The sequence below is a fragment of the Pseudoalteromonas sp. UG3-2 genome (assembly GCF_037120705.1).
In the GTDB taxonomy this organism is placed as follows: Bacteria; Pseudomonadota; Gammaproteobacteria; order Enterobacterales; family Alteromonadaceae; genus Pseudoalteromonas.
Genome location: NZ_JAWLJU010000002.1, coordinates 392563 through 411103, shown reverse-complemented (window position 1 = coordinate 411103; position 18541 = coordinate 392563). Strand labels below are relative to the sequence as shown.

Sequence of the window (18541 nt, the reverse complement as noted above, 5' to 3'; positions counted from 1 at the left end):
ACTAATGCTTTATATGATATATTCCACGGATGCCGAAGGCAGCTTGCAACAACGCCTTGCAACAAGACCTGCACACCTAGCACGGTTACAAGAGTTAAAACAGCAACAACGCTTATTTGCTGCAGGACCCCTTCCTGCCATTGACAGTGAAGAGCCGGGGGAAGCTGGGTTTAGCGGTTCTTTGGTGATAGCTGAATTTGCAAACCTTGAAGAAGCCAAGCAATGGGCCAGTGAAGACCCCTACATTGACGCTGGTGTTTATACCTCGAGTGTTGTAAAACCGTATAAACGTGTACTGCCTTAATAAGGCTGAACAAGAAGTTCAGCAAAGGTTAATTACAAACGCACTACATTAGCCCTAAAGTTATGACGTTAACAAATTCAGTATCTATGAAACCGTGGAGCTTAACATGCGATTGCAACTCACTCTAATAGCGTTGGTCTTAGCGTTCTTTTCGAGTGTAGCAGACGCTGACAGCCACAATGACAAAGATCGAAAAGCCATAAGCAAAAAACAAGCGGTGTCACTGGCGTTGAAAGAGTATGCTGGTAAGACACTAAAAATATCAGAAGAAAGTCAATATTTTGTTGTCAGAATTCTACAGTCGGATGGTCGTATTGTGGATTTAAAAATAAACAAAACGACGGGCGAAGTTAAGAAGGACTAAGCATGCGTATTTTAGTTATCGAAGACGATATTCAACTCGCGGAAAACCTGCGCACGGCGCTGGAAAAAGAAAAGTACAGTGTCGACTTGTGCCATGATGGTGAGTCGGGGCTGTTTCATTTAGAAGAATATCCTCTTGATATGGCGGTTATCGATTTAGGTTTGCCGAAAATTGATGGCATAGAGATTATCCGTAAAGCCCGAGCTCACGGAGTAAAAATCCCGATTTTAATCTTAACTGCACGTGACCGTTGGCAAGATAAGGTTGAGGGGCTTGATGCCGGTGCCGATGATTATCTTACCAAGCCATTTCACGTAGAAGAGTTAATTGCTCGATGTAACGCACTTATCAGACGCAGTGCTGGGCAAGCCAACCCTGAAATTTGCATTGGTCCAATCAAAATTCATACCCGCTCGCAACAAGTATGGGTGAACGATAGAGAGTTATCTTTAACTGCCTATGAGTACAAAGTGCTGGAATATCTGATGGTGAACCCACAAAAAGTGATCTCGAAATCGGAGCTGACCGAGCATATTTACGACCAGGACTTCGACCTAGACTCAAACGTGATTGAAGTGTTTGTCTTGCGCTTACGCAAAAAGCTCGATCCAGACGGCACCCTTAACCCCGTTGAAACATTGCGTGGACGTGGCTATAGGTTCAAGAGTCAGTGGTAAACAGCTCACAAATTTCGTTAAAAATAAGGCAAGGATTTATCCTTGTCTTTGTGCTTATAGTGGCATTGCCAGCGCTGTTCTTTTCGGTTGGCAGAGCCTATTACACCACCTTAGTAGAAACCACCGAAAAAACCCTAGAAGCACACCTTTATTCACTTATTTCTGAAGTCGAGTTTGTCGGCTCCGGCATCGAGATGCCACGTAGTATCCTCGCCCCAGAGTTAAACCGTCTCAACTCAGATACCTACGCCCTCGTGTACCAGGGGCAAACCCTAGTTTGGTATTCTGAATCGGCTGTGAACCTTTCCATTACTCCGCAGTTTTCCCAAAGTCAGGCCGGTGCCTCGGAGTTTACTAAAGTTGAATATAACGACGAGTTGTACTGGCAGCTCAGCCTTACCGTTATTCTCGGCAACGCCGAACAGTCTCAGCAAGCGCGTTTTGTTTTATTGAAGAAAAACGATGCGTTAATGGCGTTAATGTCTGGCTTTCGTAATACCTTGGTTAACTGGATGCTGGTAATGGGCGTGGTCATTGCAGGTTTAATGGCATTTGGCTTTGTTTGGAATGCCCGCCCCTTACAGCGACTAGATAAAGAAATAAAAGAAATAGAAGCCGGTGAGCGAAACCAAATAACCGGCCTCTACCCAGTTGAGCTGCTGACCATAAAATCGGATCTGAATTTGTTGTTGGAGTCACAAAAACGCCAAAAAGAGCGCTATCGCTCTTCCCTGAGTGATTTGGCACACGCGTTAAAAACGCCACTGGCAGTAATAAAGTCGAGTCCTCTGGCCACAGACGCCGATGCCCAAGAGCAATTAGACCGCATCAATGTCATGATTGAGCATCAATTAAAGCGCGCCGCCACTGGCGCCTCAGACACCTGGAAAAAGCAAACCATGGTGGCACCGGTATTAAACTCTATCCTCAATGCCATGGGCAAAGTTTATCATGACAAACAGATCCAATTTAGCAGTGATTGCAGTGATAAGGTTGCTTTTCTAGGCGATAAAACCGACCTCATGGAAATTTTAGGAAATATTATCGATAATGCCTGTAAAGCATGTCGCAATCAGGTCGATATAAAAGTAAGTGCGCCAAAAAAACGTGTACTGCTTATTACTATTTCAGACGATGGTCCTGGCATTCCTGAGCAAAGGCGTTCAGATTTGCTGACCCGAGGTACTCGTCTCGATACCTATGAGGCAGGACATGGTGTAGGAATGGCAATTGTGTCAGATTTGGTTGAGTCTTATCATGGTAAAATGACTATAGACTCTGCTGAGCTTGGCGGTGCAAAATTCACAATCGAGTTTAATCATGAAAAAAATAGCTAATCGATTACTTTTTACCCTAGCCCTATTCCCACTTGCCGTAACGGCGGCAGAGTTGAAGGATTGCAGTGAATTGCAATCAACCCACCCTGAAAAAGCAAAAAAGTACTTAATGTGCCTTGATGGCAACATCAACCGTTTAGAGCGTGAGCGCCAAACGTGGATCAATAAGCTGGTACTCGATACTAAAAAGTACGAAGAAGACACGGGCAACACGCAAATTCTGCCGATAATGAAAAGAGCGTTTACTCACCAAGAAGGTTACATGGAAGACAGCTGCCGTTGGCGTTACTTGTTGAGTATGCCCAATGCTACGCGCTCAGCAATTGCCTACAAAAACTGCAAAGTTAAGTTACTTCAAGCTCATATCGATGAACTCAGTACTGCCACCGTGTTAGGTAGCAGTTTATAACTCATCGTACAGCAGTGCTGCTTAGCAGCACTGCACCATCAACTAGGGTCACTGGGCTGCTCGGAGCCCAATAAGATAGCCAGCCACTTGCCATCTTCGCTGTTTTCCAAAGCAATTTTTACCACCATGGTGAGTGGCACAGATAACAACATGCCCACGGTGCCTAACAGCCAGCCCCAAAAGATTAATGATAAAAATACCACCAAAGTAGATAGCCCCAAACCACGCCCCATAAAGCGAGGTTCGATAATATTACCCATAAGCGTGTTGATGCATAAGTAGCCTGCCGCGACCAAACCACTGACAAGCGGGCCTTGTGTTACTAATGCCAACAACACTGGTGGTAAGGCAGCAATAATTGAACCAATATTGGGGATATAATTTAACAAAAAAGCCACCACGCCCCAGAGAATAAAGTAGTCAACATTCAAAGCCCAAAGCAGTGTCGACGCCACTACGCCTGTGGCCAGAGAGACCAACGTTTTAATTGCCAAATAACTGTTGATGGAATCTAAAAAGCGGTCGATTTCTTTCATTTTCATTTCTGGGTCATCTAGCGCAAGATGCACTTTATGGCCGATGGCAGGTGCTTCAAAAAGCATAAACACCACAATTAATAAAATTAAAAAGCTGTTCGCCATCACGCCACCAAAGCCGGTTAGCATATTGGCGGCAACATCAATTAATTTATTGGGATCCAGCAGACTGATCAGTTGTTGTTTATCCAACAGGATATTGTATTTCGCAGCCGTGCTTGCAAGCCAAACAAACTTTTCTTGTAACTCTTGCTTGTATGCCGGTAACTGCTGTGTGAAATCATTCACTGATTGGCCAACTAAGCCGCCAATACTGGCGCCAACCAAGATAACCAGGGCAATAATAATCACAATAGCAATGCCTTTTGGTATCTTGAAGCGAGCGAGAAAACGCAGCATTGGGTTACAAATAATGGCAATAAACGCGGCGAGAATAAACGGCACCACAATTTCTGAGGCCAATTTAATGCCCCCTAACACCACAAACAGTGCGGCAAGCACCACAAAGGTTTTATTTATTCCTGTCACACTAGACACGGCACACTCCTTATTGTTTTTTTCTATTCTAAAACAAACCACCTATAATAGAAATGAGTGATCTAACTTACTGGCGTTACGTAGGTTTGTAATCAAATAACGCAGGAATTGACGATGAATATATTTATTACTGGAGCAACTGGACTGATTGGCAGTAAACTTTGCCAGTTTTTGGTTCATAAAAACCACATCACCGCATTAACCCGCTCTCCTGAAAAGGCACTTGCTGTGTTACCAGCAAAAGTAGAGTGCGTAACTGACGTGGCTCAAGTAAATTTCAATGATATTGATGTCGTCATTAACCTTGCCGGTGAGCCTATCGCCTCTGGGCGCTGGACGAAAGCCAAAAAACAACGCATTTATCAAAGCCGCATCGACATTACCAAAGCCATTACGGCTGCCATCAAGGCCGCAGACACACCGCCACACACCTTTATATCTGGAAGCGCAATTGGTTACTATGGCCGCCAGCCCAGTGACTTGAGCATTGATGAATCATTCGAGCAATGTTTTGATGAGTTTTCTCATCATCTGTGTAAAGACTGGGAAGAAACAGCACTTGGCGCCGAGTCCAGCGACACCCGAGTATGCCTACTGCGAACTGGAATTGTGTTGGCTAAAAATGGCGGTGCGCTAGATAAGATGTTACCGCCATTTCGCTTCGGCCTAGGGGGCCCAATCTCGGATGGTAAGCATATGATGTCATGGATCCACATCGACGATATGGTGCAGCTGATCTTATTCATTATTAAGCATCCAGAGCTCCAAGGCGCAATTAACGCCACAGCGCCCAACCCGGTCGATAACAAAACTTTTTCAAAAAGCCTTGCAGAGCAACTATCACGACCTTGCATCTTTACCGTACCAGCGCTGGCCATGAAACTTGCCTACGGTGAAATGGCCGATTTACTTTTGTATGGCCAAAATGTGGTGCCAAAAAAGTTACTCGACAACGGTTATCGCTTTCGACACCAACGCATAAACGATGCCTTTGAGGCGCTTGGCCTTTAATAAAGAAGAGACTCCTAAGGAGTAACATTGTTTATTGCGAAGTTTTGCACAACATCATGCAATTATTTCGTTAAGCGAATGATTTCTTTATTGCGGTCTGTTTCTGCTTTATAGGTTTTAAACGCTTGATGTAAGCTCTTTTGTTCATCCGGCGCTAACACAACTTGGCTGCTGTTGATAAGCGCTTTAAACAAGCTTTTACTCTGCTCAGAAGGCAATGTGGTCAAGGCACAAAAGTAATCTTTGCCTGCAATCGCAATGATGTCTGCTTTCAATACCCGAGATGCAACTAGGTGCTGCTGGATTAATTGCTGAGACGTGGAACTAAAAGTAGCTTCAGGTCGCTTTTGCGTGCCATTATCGACTAAACCGGCGTACGCTTTATCGAGCTTAACTACCTGTGATGCTAGTCGCTTGGCGAGCACTTGATTTGCGTTTGCGACGGCCATTTTTTGGTCGACGAAGATACTTCCCGAGTACTCCACGCAGTCAGTGGCTGACACTCCTCCCGCAACGTAAGGATTCACCACCCAATCAGGGATATCTATACCTGGGCCCGCTGAAGCAGGGTTACTGCTTGAACTACACCCAGTTAAGCTCGCAATCACCATAACCAATAAGCCAAATTGTTTCACATTCATATGGGTTCCTTAATCACGCCGGCCCGAAGATCAATTTAGCAAAGAACGCGCGACTAGACAGTAATAAAGTGTAAAATAACTCTAGCTGTCTAGTGCTTTTACTGAGTGAATCACATAATCGAATGGCGTAATCGCGGTTATATATTCTAGCTTAGCGGACGGATACTGTTTAATTTGGATATTTATCACTTACCTATGTAGATTCTTAGTCCATTTATTACTGCGGTCAGTGTGGGATCACCTAGTAGCGGTTTAGTTCAACGCCCTTTTAAGATATGAGTAACACTAACAAGAAACCTTTCACTACCGTAATCACTGAAAATGGCAATCGTTGGGAGTCCGTCTTAAATGCTTTATTATGTAGCTTTAAACAGTTCTTCTACATTTTTTAAAGAATCCACTAAATTAAAAAAATTATCTTTATTTTTTTGACTAATTTTCATTAAATACACTTTAAATTATACGCGTGACCAGAGCCAGCTTACTTGCTTCATAACGTTAAGCTTTGGGCCGCAGACACGTAGGGTATAATAACGAAGCGGCCCTGCGTGTTTGCGTCCCAGCGAACGGAGTGAAAAACAATAGCGGATTGTTATGTTCTTACTACTCTGTTAGGTGAATTGCTTCCTGCAGGCTTAAACCTTTTGCGAGCCACTTGGATGCTTGTTTTGCAGAGAAGCCTGCACGATACCATGACATGATAGACGCGGGAGATCTTATACCCAGCTTGATCCATTCACTGGTATCCATTGGAGTAAATCCATTTTGCCTTAACTGTTTCGCCTCGTACCCATTTACACCTATACCAGACCATGCTTGCCTTTCTTCATAAGGTATTCCTGCCCAAGGGCTAGGGGCGCTTGCGCAGCCAGATAATAGAGCTGTCAAAAGTGACGCTGAGACAAGAAATTTTTTCATCTTTTTCTCCTTTTAGATGATTACTTCAAAAATCCTAAATTGTTGATTGGGGCATAACGCTTTATGTTCATACGTACGCAGTACGCATAATCGCTTGTTGAACTGGCTGCTATCTGCACGCCGTACCCGGTTGGTGTGGTCTATGCTGTGGGGATTTGTTTTTGATGTGTGACTGTTAACTTGAACCGTGTTTTTGGTGCTAAACGCTACAACCTGACTCTATCCCTGCATGAACAACGTTATTTATGACTCCATTAAACCTACTTTTTCACACTTTGGCAAGGTTATGTAGCTCAGGCACAGCCGAATTTGCCCTACCTCCCAAAACGCTGCTTAGCAGAATGACATTAACCGCTGAGACCCACCATAAATTTGTGCTTTACCAAGGAAGTAAAGTCACCGTATGAAATAACGATAGGCGTCATTGGTATTTCAGCAATGAAATTATGAACGGATTAAAACAACAACCAACAGCAGCGACCTTCTCCCTCATCACACCCTCAAGTTAGCAGACAATTAACTTATTTCGCGCAGGGAAGCGCGAAAAAGCATGTCAGGGCCATGGACGGGCGTTGAAACCCGTCACGACGACAACTAACCCAACACACCGAAGCGTCAAAGATGTCTGTTCTTTTCCTGTTTTAAAACAATTTCCGTAACTGGGGCACCTTAGTCTTTTGGCACAAGTAAAGAGTAACAGGAGGGAGTTAAAACTTATGAAACTGACTAAATTGAAGATGTTAATTAGCGTAATATGCTAGGGGCTGACTGCGCCCAGTTAAAATGAGAGTGACCGTCAATCACTCACCAACCTCTCAACTTTTACATCGCTATTTTTTATATAAAAGCATCGCAGAACGACACAGGGCTTGTTCAACACTTGGATAAGGTCGCGGCTTCGCGCGACCTATCCTTATTTGTTAGCTGCCTCATTTGAGCAATACTACGAAGTACCTGTTATTAGACTCGAATACATCTTTGGATTCAAAGTCGTACCAATATTGATTGTCTATATTTGAAATGTAGCTATTTGCCCGGTAATTTGTAGCGTCGTCGTTATTAGGGTCTAACCCCAAAAACAAAACGCATCCATTCGTTGAGCATAGATAATTGGATTCGATAAGTTCATCGGAGAAACCTAATTCAATAAAACTTTTTAGGTTGGAATTTAAAGCTGCGTCTGAGTGGCCAGAATTCACTACTTTTAGCATATCTTTGATTTTGACTTCAGAATGTTTTTCGAACAGGCTGACGTTAAATTTTTCCTGAAAGAATTTATATTCGCTTACTTGATTTGTTGTTGCGTGCGTATGAATAGAGGCGCAAAAGAGGAACAATATGGCTAAAGTCGAGAGAGTGATTTTCATGAAACTATCCTTATTTGAAATTTGAGTGAAATTTTAATATAGATAAAAGCGCGGAAATTGGCAAAGTAGCGCAATAATCGCGGAGCGCCGCTGCGTTACTGTCCCAGTGTTGCACGCAGTGGCACACGTGTTAAGCGCCTTGTTAAGTTTCGTTCTCGACTTTAGCAACCATTTTTTCTATGTACTCAATAACTATCCATGGGTCTGTCTCATCGAAAAGGTGTGATGCATATTTCATGGTTACTGCTTCAGTATTTTTTGTGATTGACTTAAGTTTCTCCTGAGAACGGTCCCATGTTTGTGTGTAAATATCTACATCCTCGTAACTCATTTTTGTTTGGCGAATGCTAACGTGTGGAATACCTCTGGATAGCACCATAACAGGCATGTTCTCCGGTATAGTATACATAGCTGAATGTGAGGAAGCCTCCTCAAAGTCCTCGAAGGAATGATGATTACGCTCCCAATCTATGATCCACTCCATAGTTTTCCAGCCTTCATTAGACATAGATAATTTCATATCTTGATACCAACTTTCGTGTGCCGCGTCGACAAAGACTATACCTTTTACGATTTCAGGACTTTTGTTTGTAAAAGCTCGCGCTATCAGACCACCGAAAGAGTGTGGTACAAGAATTACTTTCCTCCAATCTAGCTTTTCAGTAAGTCCATTTAATTCGTTGGCAAGCTCAGACATTGTCCTGACTTTAGGATCGTTGTACGCACTTTTTCCATATCCTGCACGGTCATACATACACACTTTGTAATTCTCAGGCTCAATATTTCTAAATGTGTTTTTGTATGTTGACTGAACTTCTAATCCCATACCTGCAACAAGTAAAACAGTTAACTCACCAGAACCTTTGCATAGATAAGCAAGTTTTTTACCGTTGACTTCAACGAATTCAAAATTTTGTTCTTGAGCCGAAGCAAGATTTGAAAAAGCCATAAAGAAAAACAACAAATATTTGAACATCAATTCAATCCTCTTAGAAACTTAACGCTTGAGTATTCATGCGTACGCAGTACGGATAATCGCTTGTTGAACTGGGCTGCTACCTGTACGCCATATCCGGCTGGTGTGGTTTATGCTGTGGGGACTTGCTTTTGATGAGTGACTGTTAACTTGAACCGTTTTTTTGAGCTAAACGCTACAACCTGACTCTATCCCTGCCTGAACAACGTTATTTATGAGCTCCATTAAACCTATTCTTTCACGCTTTGGCAAGATCCCATGGCTTTGGCACAGCCGAAATTGCTCTACCTCTCACCGTCGCTTGGGAGGTTAACTTTAATAGCTGATAACCATCATAAATTTGTATTTTACTAAAAAGTAAATGTCACAGTATGAAATAACGATAGTTGTCACTGATTTTTCAGCAATGAAATTACTAACAGATTAAAACAGCAACCAACAGCAATGCCCTCCTCCCCCCATCACACCCTCAAGTCAGCAGCCAATTAACTTATTTCGCGCAGAGAAGCGCGAAAAAGCATGTCAGGGCTATGGATGGCCCTTACCTGCTGGTAACGTTAAAATTGGCTGCTGACTTGAGGACGATAGCAGAGCGCGAGAACGGTGTTATTGCCGAGATTTACTTGCCTCAGAATCAACCCTTTAATTAACAAAATAAATTTTAGTATGATGAAGGCAGTGGCCCTTTCTTTTACTTACTTTTCTTTGGGCAAGCATCGATGCGTCAGTCAACGCCCATGGACGGGCATTGAAATCTGTCACGAGGAAAGCAATCCGACAGAACGAGGCGTTAAAGGTGGCTGTCCTTTTCCTGTTTTCATACAGCCACTTATCATTTGAGGAGTTACAAAGGAGTTGAGGCCAAACCGCCCCAACTCTGTATGTGTTAGAAGGATTTCACTACTTTTACACTGCCATCAGCAGCACCCGATGACACAAAGCCAATAAGATTGGGGTTGCTAGCCACTAACTTTATCACCTCGGCATCATTTTCTGCCTCTTTCGGCGGCGTTCCTTTTCCGGTAAACACTAATTTAGACCAATAGGCCTTTAGCTGGCTCGAGGACTTATTCAGTACCTTTTGATTAAATTCATCGGTGATCGCAGAACCTTCAACCTGGGTAATAGGTAGTGCTTTTGACCCATCCGAAAAGGACTTTGATTTGCCGATAAAGATTTTTCTGATTTCACTCTCATCTAACGCCGAGCCATTAGCTGGGTTGACAATAACATCCACGGCCATGGCACTGAATGTGCTGCATAGAAGAGTAAGCATTAATAATTTTTTCATGTCTTGCTCCTTAAAAAACCATGTCTACGCCAATGGTGATGGTTTTACTATCACCGGCCACCGCCAGACCTACAGAATTATCATCAACCTCGTCATACTGGATTTTAAATGCCGCAGCATAGTGAAAGTCCCAGCGTAAGCCAATTGACGTGGTTTCGTGGCTTTCGGCATCAACGCCCTCGCCTTCAAAATCAGCATAAGAGACAAAGGGTGTGATAGAGTCAAAGCGGTACCCTAAAGTGATCATACTGGTATCAAGATTACCATCGAGGTCGAGACGATTGAGCTCAGATAAAATGAAAAAGTCACCCCAGTCGGCATTCACCGCCAAGCCATAAAACTTACCATCACGCTCGTCACTGCCATTCCAAAGCACCGGCTCTCCACCACGGTAGCGCTGATTAGTGTATTGCATGTGAGTAAGGCGCACTTCTAACCAATCGTTACTGGTTTGAATGACTCCCCCGACGATGTCTTTCCATATTTCTCGCGTCGGTTCGCGGAAGAAGAAATCACTGAGCAACTTGTTTTCTTCATCGTCTTCTTTACCGGCATAGATGTTACCGCTCAACGACCAGTCACCAATACTGCCGCTGTAAAGTAAATTCACGCCGTTATAATTAAAAATTTGCCAGGTATAGTTGTCTGCAGGTGCCCGCATCCAGACATAGGCATAACCAACATCGTAAAAGTCAGAATAATAAAACAATGGCAGGCGCTTTTTACCGGCTTGAAATGTCCAGTTCTCGTTTATGTCGTAGGATAAGTAGGCCCATTCAAACTTGGCATCGAAGTCATTAGCACCGCGAGCAACGATTTGCCCAGTGACGCTAAGGCCTTCGGTAAGGTCGGAGCTAAACTGCAAGCCCATTAGGGTTTCTGGTTCAAATGAGATGTCCTCATTGTAAACACTGACGATAGGGTAATCAGCCAAAAAGGTTGGCTCATTAATTCCAAATTGTGGCACTCCTGTTCCACTTAACACTTTACCGGCATTAATACTGGCAAATCCTGAAAAGTTAACTTCGGCTTGGCTATAAAAGCTGGCCAAGCAAAGGGTACAGCCTAATGCTAATTTCATATTCATAGTTGAATCATCCCAATTGCTTGTTCTACAAGTACTACAGACCAAGTATAGTTAAATTTAAAAAAATGCTATAAAAAATAACTAGAGTGCTAATTGAATTGTATTTTTTGCAATTAAAACTAAAAAAGCAGTCTTTCGGCTGCTTATTATTCGCTATGATGAAAATTAGCTAAAAGTTAAGATTCCTCGTTGTAATAGCGTTCAATTTGGTCTTTTAAGTTTGGCGGCACGCCTTTGATTGTCAGGGTATCCGAGGCGGCATCATACACCACTCGCTCACCCAGGTGTTTACGTTCAAAGCCAACACTCACACCGCCGCCCATGCCTGAAAACTTAACCATGCTAGTAACGGTCTTTTTATCGACCGGGAAGCTCTCTTCTAGCTCGTAACCCTGCTCTTTATAGAAGTCTTCAAATTTAACCTCGTTGGATTTAGATAGAGTTTCAGAGAGTGAGCCAATTTCAGTATCGTCGCCTGCAGAGATGCAATCATTGCAATAATCAAACACCTCTTTACGAAGATCGTCTTTTTCTTCTTTTTGATAATCTTGGGTTGCTAAATAGTCCTCTACTGCATGCAGCATGGTTTGCGACTGCTGTTTAGGATCAATGCCTTCTTCACAGCCTAAAAAGTCTAAGAAGAAATCTGCTACTTTGCGCCCTGCTCGTCCTTTAATAAAGGAAATGTAGCGATTTTCGTCGGCTTGCGTATCCCAGGCATCTAAGTCAATTCGTGCCGCCAGTTGCATTTTAGCAATGTCTAAGTGCTTTGCCGCAGAAAGATCTAAGTCCGAAGTAATAGTGTAATGCTCTTTAATATTAATTAATGCAATTAAGATAAAATTACTGGCAACGTATTGGTAATGGCAGAAGACCAAATAACCCGTTTCATTAAAGGCATACTTATTGAGCTCTTCTTTAAGCACATTGGTGGCTTCTTGAGTCAAGTTCCAAAAGTGTAATTCGTTGTTACGATAGCTTTGCATGGCCGAGGCAACAACACTGCTTTTTTCGCCACTAAAGGCGCAAAAGCCTTTGCCTGGCTTGCCATTGTAAGCATGATGCAGTTGCTCAATAAAAACATTGACGCGATCATTGACTTGCATCTCGTCGTCACGCAGGTGTATTTCGGTATCGTCATCTTGTTTGTCGACATAATGTACAACTAGTTTTTTTACCTCAACGCTCATCTTTGTTTTTCACGCCTCTAATGTTAAAATGTAAAAATTATTGCTTTTAAATTATTGAACCAACTGATGCCTATCCAATCAAAGTATTCCAATGAACAAGTAGAAGAAATTGTTGACCAATTAATCAACGTATTAAGCTCGCAAAATGCACCAGTTGATCTCAGCTTGATGTGTTTAGGTAATTCTATCACGCACATCCTAAAAGAACATGTTCCAGAAGCGAAGCGAGAATCTGTTGCTGAAAATTTTGCCAAAGCGCTCACTCAATCAGTAAAGTAACGGAATGAATCTAACACCGCACAGCCCGTTTTCGTCTAAAGCTAGCCAACTGCTCAGTTGGGGGCACTGGTTTACCTTTGCTAACATCGGGCTGGTTATGCTGATAAGCTTAGTCTATCTGGCCGCCGATAAGGCGCCAAGTACCTTGGTTGGTTGGTTTTACATGCTGATCACCTGGTTAAGTCATACCAGTTTTATCACCTTCTGTGCCTTTGTGTTAACTATTTTCCCGCTTAGTTTGGTTTTTCCTTACCCGCGGCATATACGAGGAATGGCAGCAGTCACTGCCACCACTGGCATTATCATTTTAATGATAGATGCCTTTGTTTATCTGCGTTTGGGGTATCACATTAACCCCGCCTCGCTGTCCGATATTATTGCTCTACTTTGGCAAACCATTGTCGGCTCATCGTGGTTTAATGTTGTCATTGCACTGACGATTATTGTCGCGGTACTGACATTCGAACTTTTAGCTGGCAATTATGCTTGGCGCCATTTGGCTGAGCTGAAGTCGCTGAAATTCCCTCGCTATGCCACGGGTACCATAGTGACCTGCTTTGCTCTAAGCCACAGCCTGCACATTTGGGCAGATGCCAATGCTTTTTTCGATATTACTAAGCAAGACAACGTGTTGCCATTATCTTACCCAACCACGGCAAAAACATTACTAGCTCGCCACGACTTGCTCGATTTAGAGCGTTATGAACAAGCGCGCTCGCTGGAGTTAAGTGATAAGCAATCGACCTATCAGCCACCTTTAGTCACAGCGAGCTGCAAGGTTACCGATACACCTGCGGTGACGATTTATTTATTCACTGACGCTAAGCCTTACCAAGCACTGCTGAATGAGATGGCAGCCTCACAACACGCCATTAAACTGGAGTCAGTATTGCGTGCAGGCAACAGCAGTGATGCAGAGTTTAGCCTTATTTACGGCTTACCCAGTTATTACAAAGACTCCATTGTCTTGCAACAACAAGCGCCTGTGTGGGCTTTGGTCACGGATATGCTCAGTGCCGAGAACACAAGCTATCCATTTATAGCCAATGATCCAAAGGCACCAATTAAGATTAAAACCGTTGCCGAGTTATCTGCTACTGATACCAAGCAACCCTTTGTTGCCCTTGATATCAGTGAGTATAGCACCACCGTGGTCACCACAACCGCGTTAACGAATATTGCGCAATTCAACGAGGTATCTGGATTAGTACAACCCAACGATATCATCTATACCCTGCTCAGCTCCTACTTTGGTTGCGGTGACATTGCCAAACAAAGCATGCTGGCCTCTGACGTAACTACTAGGCCCCATGCCGAAGGCGTTAATTTTACTCAGGGTGTGTTGGTTGCCTATAAAAAAGATAAGATCACCTTGGTTAATCAAGATGGCAGCTTCAAGCAAATGTCAGCCAAAGAAGGGTTTGTGCTGGATGGTAATTTAGATGTGCCGTTTTTAATCCAAAGCATTAAAACGTTGAAAAAGTATACCACACCACCTGAACAGTAAACTTGATGTCGAGGCTATGTCATCTACGCTATATATACGTACTCGTTTTCAAGGATGAAATATGAACAAGCTAACGATTTTTTGCTGCTTTTTCTTCTTAGTTTCAAGCGCAGCCCAGACCGAAACGACTAAATATTATAAATGCACCACGGAGCGTGGTGTAGTGTATAGCCAGTTTCGCTGTGCAGGTAACGCCACAGAGCATACCATCACCACCACGGATCCAAAAATTCCAGTACCGCGAGAGCAGTTTTATAAAACTCTCAATAACCTAGAAAAGAAACAAATAATCACCAACCTTAAACGTGCCCTACGTGCAAAGCGCCATGAGCATGCCATTCTCAATCGTGATAAAGATCGCGCCATTAAAGAGCAGCAAGATAGCTTAAACAGATTAATGAGCGATAATGAACAGCGGCGCCATAGTAAAATTGTCCGCTCTAAGGTTAAAGCCATTAACAAGCGTCATCGCAAAGCAATAAAACGCTTAAATAAAGAGATAGCTCGCCTAGAAAAAAAGCTCAGTCGCTATCAATAACAGTGCCTGAGTAATGGCATCGCTTCCCGAGTAAACGCTTTTACGCCATCGAGCGCAGGCGGCAAACGCACGCAGCAAATTATGTTGATTTACTGGCCAGTCAACTGGTACAACCAGGTGACAAATGCAACAATCCTTAGTAGAGTGCTTAGTGTTGATTCACCCCTTGCCGCCATTTCATTTTGTTTTGTATGTACTGTTGGGTCATCAACACTGGCGATGTGATAAAGCAATGACAGTTCGAGGGATAGCATGCAAGCAGAGCAACTGGCCGAACAAATACTCAGTGGATTTCAAAAACACTTTCAGGCTTTTCAAGCGGTAACGAGCAAGGCCCCACAGGCTTTTGCCCAGCAAAACTGGGGCGAAATAGACCGTATAAGTAAAGCTCGAATTATTCAGTATGACAGCAAAGTGGATGAGACGGCACAACAACTTAGTCAGCACCATGGCAGTAGAGAACTGGATAAGCCACTGTGGTATGCAGTAAAGCAAGCCTATTTAGAGCGTTTGTCTTTTCATCCGCAGCCAGAACTGGCCGAAACCTTCTACAACTCGGTATTTTGCCGACTGTTTCATCGCAAATACTATAACAGCGACTTTATCTTCGTTGAAACGCAACTGGCCAACGCCACCGCACTCCCAGTAGAAGCGGAGTATCGCAGCTACTTTCCCGTTGAACATGGCCTTAAGCCCACCATTAAAAACATCATCGAACAAATCGATTTTCACTGTGAATTTGAAGATTTGGATCGGGATATTAGGCTGTTAGTAAAAGCCTTTTTAAAGCAAGCGCCAAATACCCATCATCGCAGCCATTTGATGCGTTTTGATATTTTAAGAGCCCCATTTTACCGCAATAAGGGGGCTTATATCGTCGGCAGAGTGGTGTCAAAGTCAGGAGTGCAACCCTTTATAATTTCCGTACTGCATGCACCTGATGGTGGCTTAATGATTGATGCGCTACTTACCAACAGCTCACAAATGCGGGTTATTTTTGGTTTTGCGCGCGCTTATTTTTTAGTAACAACTCATGCGCCATCTGCTTTGGTTAAGTTTCTTAATCAACTCATGCCTAATAAAACCAAGGCCGAGCTCTATAATGCCATCGGCTTCCACAAGCAAGGTAAAACGGAGTTTTATCGTGAGTTTTTACATCACCTTGCCACCTCAGATGAACAATTTGAAGTGGCAGCCGGTACCCCTGGTATGGTGATGATGGTGTTTACCTTGCCAAGTTTTCCTTATGTGTTTAAGGTCATTCGTGACAAATTCCCAGAATCAAAACCCTTCAACCGAGACACGGTGCTGTCTCGCTATCAGCTGGTAAAACGTCATGATCGCGTGGGCCGCATGGCAGATACGTTAGAGTACTCCGATGTGGTGATCCCCATAAAGCGCATTGGGGAGCAGCTCTATCAACAGCTACTTAGCTCCATCGCCAACAGCATTCGTGTTGAGGGAAACAATCTAGTGATCAAACATTTATACATTGAACGCCGCATTACGCCACTGAACTTATTTATCCAGCATGCCGATGAAAAGGCCTGTGAAGTGGTGATGAAAGATTACGGCAATGCCTTAAAAGAAATGTTGGCGGTTAATATTTTCCCTGGTGATATGCTACTGAAAAATTTCGGAGTGAGTAAGCATCATCGCGTTATTTTTTATGATTACGATGAAGTTCAATACCTGACCGATATGAACTTTCGCGCCTTGCCAACAAGTCAGGGCCTCGATGACTTTTATAGTGGTGGCGACGTTTCCAGTGCACCGCAAGATGTCTTTCCTGAACAGCTGTGTACATTCGTGCTAACAAACCCTAAACTAAAGGAGCTGTTTCTACGTCACCATGCTGACTTAGTCGAAGTGCATTTTTGGCAACAGGCACAACAACATATAAAGGATAAAGTGGTAAAACACATTTACCCTTATCCACAACATAAACGTTTTTTACAGCATGGCAGCAAAAACAATAATACAAAGGAAACCTAAGTGAACATTAGTAAAATCGACTTAAACCTGCTGGTCTATTTAGATACCCTGCTACGAGAGTGCAATGTGACTAAGGCGGCAAACCAACTTAGTATCACCCAGCCTGCCATGAGTAACGGCCTAAAACGACTACGAAACTTGTTTAACGACCCGATTTTAGTTCGCACCAGCGAAGGCATGGTACCCACTGAGCGCGCGCTAGAGTTGCAGCCAGTGATCCGTGGCATTTTAATGACCTTAGAAGAAACCCTTGCCCCAAACCGTGAGTTTGAAGCAGCAGTGAGTAACCGTGTTTTTCGTATCATGGCCAGTGATTATGCTGCCAGTACCCTCGCGCCACGCTTACTCAGTAAGCTTCATGAAGAAGCGCCTGACACCACCTTAGATATATTAACGCCCAGTGATGTTACCTTTCATGATGTAGAAAATGGCAAGGTCGATATGGCCATAAACCGCTTTGAAAACTTACCTCAGTCGTTTCATCACAAACGAATTTGGAAGGATAGCTTTTGTTGCTTAGTAAAATCGGATAACCCTGTTATTACTAATTTCACTCTTGATGCTTACCTAAAGTCACGCCATATTTGGGTAAGTAAAACGGGCTTTGGCGTTGGTGTCGGAATGGACCCTGCTGATGTGCAAAAGCTTGGTTGGGTCGATGAGGCCCTGGCCCACTTTGGTAAGCATCGTAATATCGCCACCTTCACCCGTAACTACCATGTGGCTATCCACTTGGCCAAAGAGCAAAACCTCATCGCTACCTTGCCATCAAAAGCGGCCAACATTTACCATGCGGATCCAACGCTTACCGTATTAGAGCCACCTTTCCCCATTCCGCCCTTTGAATTAGACATGATCTGGAGCCCGTTATTGCACCGCGATGCCAGTCATGTGTGGCTGCGCCAAAAGGTTGCTGAAGTAGCAGAAGAGCTGGCCTAATACCAATCCGCATTAATACTTGCTCAATTTGAGGGAGCAAATTCGACGCTAACTGCGTTAAAAATTTCTTATTTAGAACAACTAAATAGCAAAATTTTCGCCTAGTTATCGATAGAATTTTCTTGCCTCAAATAGACCACTTTATTAAGCAAATTAGTATAAACGTCAGCCACTCTGGTCTGGTAAGGGATTGGTTTTTTCGTGATTTAAGCCATCTTAGTCTATGCTGTTATAAAGCACACTACTTGGCTTAAATCGTATGAAGAAGTTTTCCTATCGCACCACCATAGACCTCAAAGAGAAACTGATCCATGCTGCAGCTTATGGTGATTGTGTCGAAGACGACATTGTTAATATGTATAAAAACCTTGGCAACTACCTAAAAAGCAATGATTTTAAGCATTTGCTAATCGATGTCTCACAGCTCAATATTACCTACGACTACCCAAACGTGCTGACCGTGTTAAAGAAAATTAATGAAGTATTAGACGGAATCGCTATTGCACGGATCGTTTCTCCGAAAGATGCCAAGAGTGGCCTCATAGAAGCTTTCGCCGAAAAGCATCAACTTAAACTGCGTAATTTTGAAAATCAGCAAGACGCCGTTGCCTGGTTAAGCACCGTAGACGATGAGTAAT

20 protein-coding genes are annotated in these 18541 nt (G+C 43.4%); 12 read left to right on the top strand and 8 right to left on the bottom strand.

Features of this window, described 5'->3' with window-relative positions; all coding sequences use genetic code 11:
- Window positions 1-4: 4 nt before the first annotated feature.
- From R3P39_RS05195 to R3P39_RS05175, 5 genes are all read left to right on the top strand, one after another.
- Window positions 5-304, top strand: a complete 300-nt coding sequence (locus R3P39_RS05195; protein WP_336566085.1) for a YciI family protein — start codon at window positions 5-7, stop codon at window positions 302-304.
- A 106-nt stretch (window positions 305-410) separates the two neighbouring features.
- On the top strand, window positions 411-668 hold the full coding sequence (locus tag R3P39_RS05190; protein WP_336566084.1) for a PepSY domain-containing protein: 258 nt from the start codon (window positions 411-413) through the stop codon (window positions 666-668).
- Window positions 669-670: 2 nt separating this feature from the next.
- Window positions 671-1345, top strand: coding sequence for a response regulator transcription factor (locus R3P39_RS05185; RefSeq protein ID WP_336566083.1), 675 nt, complete (start codon window positions 671-673; stop codon window positions 1343-1345).
- Window positions 1339-2682 (top strand): ATP-binding protein, encoded by a 1344-nt coding sequence (locus R3P39_RS05180; protein ID WP_336566082.1) that lies wholly within the window; start codon window positions 1339-1341, stop codon window positions 2680-2682. The genes R3P39_RS05185 and R3P39_RS05180 overlap by 7 nt, the downstream gene beginning before the upstream one ends.
- Complete coding sequence (locus R3P39_RS05175; protein WP_336566081.1) at window positions 2666-3091, top strand: hypothetical protein; 426 nt, start codon at window positions 2666-2668, stop codon at window positions 3089-3091. The genes R3P39_RS05180 and R3P39_RS05175 overlap by 17 nt, the downstream gene beginning before the upstream one ends.
- 38 nt (window positions 3092-3129) lie before the next feature.
- Here the strand turns inward: R3P39_RS05175 and R3P39_RS05170 are convergent, their stop codons facing one another.
- Window positions 3130-4164 carry an AI-2E family transporter gene (locus R3P39_RS05170; RefSeq protein WP_336566080.1) on the bottom strand — a complete coding sequence of 345 codons (1035 nt, stop codon included), beginning with the start codon at window positions 4162-4164 and terminating at the stop codon, window positions 3130-3132.
- A 114-nt stretch (window positions 4165-4278) separates the two neighbouring features.
- On the opposite strand from R3P39_RS05170, the gene R3P39_RS05165 reads away from it, so the two are divergent.
- On the top strand, window positions 4279-5175 hold the full coding sequence (locus tag R3P39_RS05165; protein ID WP_336566079.1) for a TIGR01777 family oxidoreductase: 897 nt from the start codon (window positions 4279-4281) through the stop codon (window positions 5173-5175).
- Between the two features lie 62 nt (window positions 5176-5237).
- Here the strand turns inward: R3P39_RS05165 and R3P39_RS05160 are convergent, their stop codons facing one another.
- The 7 genes from R3P39_RS05160 to yejK all read right to left on the bottom strand — a co-directional run bounded on the left by R3P39_RS05160 (window position 5238) and on the right by yejK (window position 12645).
- On the bottom strand, window positions 5238-5816 hold the full coding sequence (locus R3P39_RS05160; RefSeq protein WP_336566078.1) for a hypothetical protein: 579 nt from the start codon (window positions 5814-5816) through the stop codon (window positions 5238-5240).
- Window positions 5817-6419: 603 nt separating this feature from the next.
- Entirely contained in the window at window positions 6420-6734 is a 315-nt protein-coding gene (locus tag R3P39_RS05155) for a hypothetical protein (protein WP_336566077.1), read from the bottom strand.
- A 929-nt stretch (window positions 6735-7663) separates the two neighbouring features.
- Window positions 7664-8101: a hypothetical protein gene (locus tag R3P39_RS05150; RefSeq protein WP_336566076.1), complete on the bottom strand. Its 438-nt coding sequence runs from the start codon at window positions 8099-8101 to the stop codon at window positions 7664-7666.
- Window positions 8102-8243: 142 nt separating this feature from the next.
- Window positions 8244-9077, bottom strand: coding sequence for an alpha/beta fold hydrolase (locus R3P39_RS05145; RefSeq protein ID WP_336566075.1), 834 nt, complete (start codon window positions 9075-9077; stop codon window positions 8244-8246).
- 886 nt (window positions 9078-9963) lie between these two features.
- The gene (locus R3P39_RS05140) at window positions 9964-10368 is read right to left on the bottom strand and encodes a phosphate ABC transporter substrate-binding protein (RefSeq protein ID WP_336566073.1); all 405 of its coding nucleotides are present in this window, start codon (window positions 10366-10368) and stop codon (window positions 9964-9966) included.
- A gap of 10 nt (window positions 10369-10378) precedes the next feature.
- Window positions 10379-11455, bottom strand: coding sequence for a porin (locus R3P39_RS05135; RefSeq protein ID WP_336566072.1), 1077 nt, complete (start codon window positions 11453-11455; stop codon window positions 10379-10381).
- A gap of 176 nt (window positions 11456-11631) precedes the next feature.
- Window positions 11632-12645: a nucleoid-associated protein YejK gene (gene yejK, locus R3P39_RS05130; RefSeq protein WP_336566071.1), complete on the bottom strand. Its 1014-nt coding sequence runs from the start codon at window positions 12643-12645 to the stop codon at window positions 11632-11634.
- 66 nt (window positions 12646-12711) lie between these two features.
- Between yejK and R3P39_RS05125 the strand changes: the two genes are divergently transcribed.
- The 6 genes from R3P39_RS05125 to R3P39_RS05100 all read left to right on the top strand — a co-directional run bounded on the left by R3P39_RS05125 (window position 12712) and on the right by R3P39_RS05100 (window position 18540).
- Window positions 12712-12924 (top strand): DUF1414 domain-containing protein, encoded by a 213-nt coding sequence (locus R3P39_RS05125; protein WP_336566070.1) that lies wholly within the window; start codon window positions 12712-12714, stop codon window positions 12922-12924.
- A gap of 4 nt (window positions 12925-12928) precedes the next feature.
- Window positions 12929-14431, top strand: a complete 1503-nt coding sequence (locus R3P39_RS05120; protein WP_336566069.1) for a DUF3413 domain-containing protein — start codon at window positions 12929-12931, stop codon at window positions 14429-14431.
- Window positions 14432-14492: 61 nt separating this feature from the next.
- Window positions 14493-14969, top strand: a complete 477-nt coding sequence (locus R3P39_RS05115) for a DUF4124 domain-containing protein (protein WP_336566068.1) — start codon at window positions 14493-14495, stop codon at window positions 14967-14969.
- Window positions 14970-15221: 252 nt separating this feature from the next.
- Window positions 15222-16964 carry a bifunctional isocitrate dehydrogenase kinase/phosphatase gene (gene aceK / locus R3P39_RS05110; RefSeq protein WP_336566067.1) on the top strand — a complete coding sequence of 581 codons (1743 nt, stop codon included), beginning with the start codon at window positions 15222-15224 and terminating at the stop codon, window positions 16962-16964.
- Window positions 16965-17903 (top strand): LysR family transcriptional regulator, encoded by a 939-nt coding sequence (locus R3P39_RS05105; RefSeq protein WP_336566066.1) that lies wholly within the window; start codon window positions 16965-16967, stop codon window positions 17901-17903. It abuts the gene before it with no gap.
- Between the two features lie 259 nt (window positions 17904-18162).
- Window positions 18163-18540, top strand: coding sequence for a hypothetical protein (locus tag R3P39_RS05100; protein ID WP_336566065.1), 378 nt, complete (start codon window positions 18163-18165; stop codon window positions 18538-18540).
- Window position 18541 lies beyond the last annotated feature (1 nt).

Coding starts and splice junctions, on each gene's coding strand:
- R3P39_RS05195 (WP_336566085.1), top strand. CDS start 5: ATGCTTTATATGATATATTCCACGGATGCCGAAGGCAGCTTGCAACAA.
- R3P39_RS05125 (WP_336566070.1), top strand. CDS start 12,712: ATGCCTATCCAATCAAAGTATTCCAATGAACAAGTAGAAGAAATTGTT.
- aceK (WP_336566067.1), top strand. CDS start 15,222: ATGCAAGCAGAGCAACTGGCCGAACAAATACTCAGTGGATTTCAAAAA.
- R3P39_RS05100 (WP_336566065.1), top strand. CDS start 18,163: ATGAAGAAGTTTTCCTATCGCACCACCATAGACCTCAAAGAGAAACTG.
- R3P39_RS05155 (WP_336566077.1), bottom strand. CDS start 6,734: ATGAAAAAATTTCTTGTCTCAGCGTCACTTTTGACAGCTCTATTATCT.
- R3P39_RS05145 (WP_336566075.1), bottom strand. CDS start 9,077: ATGTTCAAATATTTGTTGTTTTTCTTTATGGCTTTTTCAAATCTTGCT.
- R3P39_RS05165 (WP_336566079.1), top strand. CDS start 4,279: ATGAATATATTTATTACTGGAGCAACTGGACTGATTGGCAGTAAACTT.
- R3P39_RS05185 (WP_336566083.1), top strand. CDS start 671: ATGCGTATTTTAGTTATCGAAGACGATATTCAACTCGCGGAAAACCTG.
- R3P39_RS05140 (WP_336566073.1), bottom strand. CDS start 10,368: ATGAAAAAATTATTAATGCTTACTCTTCTATGCAGCACATTCAGTGCC.
- R3P39_RS05190 (WP_336566084.1), top strand. CDS start 411: ATGCGATTGCAACTCACTCTAATAGCGTTGGTCTTAGCGTTCTTTTCG.
- R3P39_RS05160 (WP_336566078.1), bottom strand. CDS start 5,816: ATGAATGTGAAACAATTTGGCTTATTGGTTATGGTGATTGCGAGCTTA.
- R3P39_RS05120 (WP_336566069.1), top strand. CDS start 12,929: ATGAATCTAACACCGCACAGCCCGTTTTCGTCTAAAGCTAGCCAACTG.
- R3P39_RS05135 (WP_336566072.1), bottom strand. CDS start 11,455: ATGAATATGAAATTAGCATTAGGCTGTACCCTTTGCTTGGCCAGCTTT.
- R3P39_RS05115 (WP_336566068.1), top strand. CDS start 14,493: ATGAACAAGCTAACGATTTTTTGCTGCTTTTTCTTCTTAGTTTCAAGC.
- R3P39_RS05150 (WP_336566076.1), bottom strand. CDS start 8,101: ATGAAAATCACTCTCTCGACTTTAGCCATATTGTTCCTCTTTTGCGCC.
- R3P39_RS05175 (WP_336566081.1), top strand. CDS start 2,666: ATGAAAAAAATAGCTAATCGATTACTTTTTACCCTAGCCCTATTCCCA.
- yejK (WP_336566071.1), bottom strand. CDS start 12,645: ATGAGCGTTGAGGTAAAAAAACTAGTTGTACATTATGTCGACAAACAA.